This is a genomic window from Ornithinibacillus scapharcae TW25, from assembly GCF_000190475.1.
Taxonomy (GTDB): Bacteria; Bacillota; Bacilli; order Bacillales; family Amphibacillaceae; genus Ornithinibacillus; species Ornithinibacillus scapharcae.
The window spans coordinates 1-1559 of record NZ_AEWH01000001.1; the positions used below are offsets into that span (position 1 = coordinate 1).

At 34.0% G+C, this 1559-nt stretch carries 5 protein-coding genes; 1 reads left to right on the top strand and 4 read right to left on the bottom strand.

The features are described from left to right. Positions 1 to 94: 94 nt before the first annotated feature. On the top strand, positions 95 to 319 hold the full coding sequence (locus G5W_RS0100005) for a helix-turn-helix domain-containing protein (protein ID WP_010093098.1): 225 nt from the start codon (positions 95 to 97) through the stop codon (positions 317 to 319). A 119-nt stretch (positions 320 to 438) separates the two neighbouring features. Here the strand turns inward: G5W_RS0100005 and G5W_RS23650 are convergent, their stop codons facing one another. From G5W_RS23650 to G5W_RS23660, 4 genes are all read right to left on the bottom strand, one after another. Then, positions 439 to 594, bottom strand: a complete 156-nt coding sequence (locus G5W_RS23650) for a hypothetical protein (protein WP_010093100.1) — start codon at positions 592 to 594, stop codon at positions 439 to 441. Between the two features lie 44 nt (positions 595 to 638). Next, positions 639 to 779 (bottom strand): hypothetical protein, encoded by a 141-nt coding sequence (locus tag G5W_RS23655; RefSeq protein ID WP_010093102.1) that lies wholly within the window; start codon positions 777 to 779, stop codon positions 639 to 641. 77 nt (positions 780 to 856) lie between these two features. Beyond that, complete coding sequence (locus G5W_RS0100020; RefSeq protein WP_010093104.1) at positions 857 to 1180, bottom strand: hypothetical protein; 324 nt, start codon at positions 1178 to 1180, stop codon at positions 857 to 859. A 27-nt stretch (positions 1181 to 1207) separates the two neighbouring features. Then, positions 1208 to 1559: hypothetical protein (locus G5W_RS23660; protein ID WP_010093105.1), on the bottom strand; the 352-nt coding region annotated here is incomplete at its 5' end.

The following is a 1559-nucleotide window of genomic DNA, read 5'->3' on the forward strand; positions in this document are numbered from 1 at the left end:
AATATTTTTTACTAAAAACTTGCAAAAAAATGATAATATGTTAATATTTTTTATGGTGTTTGAATAAAATTTAACAAAGGGAGGTAAAAACACCATGCAAGTAAAAAATCGTTTGGCTGTTATCATGGCGGAAAAAGAAATTAGAAGTATCTCTGAGTTAATTAGGTTATTCGAGAAACACGATAAAAAAATTGCAAGACGTACATTAGACCGTTTATATCACAATGAAAATAATCAAATTCATTATGATACTATTGCTGATTTATGTGAGGTCTTAGAAATTGAAATTGGCGAATTATTTGTTCTTGCTGATAAATAACAGAAACGTATGTTCCATTTAAAGATAAAAATATAAGAGGACAATTCCTCTAGCCCATATACATGGGTTTATTTGGTGTGCAATCATCCCCTTTCAAGTGGTTAAAGAAAGTGGGGAGACTAACTCCCCTGTGGTTTCTGCTTGTAGTATTTATTGGGATTGTTCTTAATGATGTCCTCCCACAAATAAACTCTTAATACTTTCTGCCAACGTTTGTTTTCGTTGTCCCATAACTTCATACCGCTATAGATTTCTTCGAATTTTACTGGATCCATCTAAACCCTCCTTTGTATGTTATAAAGGGGGAGAATTAACTCCCCTAAATACTCCCAGCCCATAGAATAAAAATTAGAATTATTAACGTTGCAATTCCGTAAGTTTTATAAACCCTTTTAGGTATACAAGCTAGTAGACCGGCTATTGCTGTTGTTATTCCAAGTATTATTACAAATGTCGCCATTCCTTCCCTCCTTAGAAATATAGTAGTAAGTATGATATGGTCATGGTGTTTGGTTCGCATTTTCTCCGAACTGTGCATTATACTCCGTATTTCAAAAGGTCTTTATTTTTCATAATCCTTACGAAAGTATTTACATAGTTACATATCTCATCTGTTTTCTTAACCTTAATTTCGATTGCTGGGTTAATGGATTCAAACAATTCTTTTGTTATTCCAATTTTGTCAATTGATATAAAGCAATCACCTGCATCACATAGCTTTAGAGCTTCATCTTTAGTGTAAAGACCGACCCTTGATAAGTCAGAGTAATAACCACTTCTGTTTTTACCCCAAAATACAAGATTATCGTATCTATTCCAATACCCATGTCTTAGGCAAATGATTAAGTATTTTTCACCCATCGTTCACTCACTCCTTCGCTTTTTTCGTCAAATAGGAAATATCCCCATATCTCTACACCACTCTAAATACATAATCTTTTCATGGTGTATCTGTATTTCTTCTTCTGTAATAACAACTGGAATCTCGAATAGGTTTTCTTGCTTAAGTTCCTGGAATGGATTCTCTTGTAGGCTTTCGTCTGATAAATAGGCGATTATACTTGCTTCGGTTAAATCACATACATAGCAGTAATGGATAAGCTGCCTTTTATAGTTGATGGGCACTTTACCTTTATTCGCCCATTCCTTAGCCTTTTTCGTGACTTTTACATCACTTACCTTGTTACCTATGATGTAATCGGTATTCGCTCGTGCGAAGCCTTTAATCGAGTGTGTACGT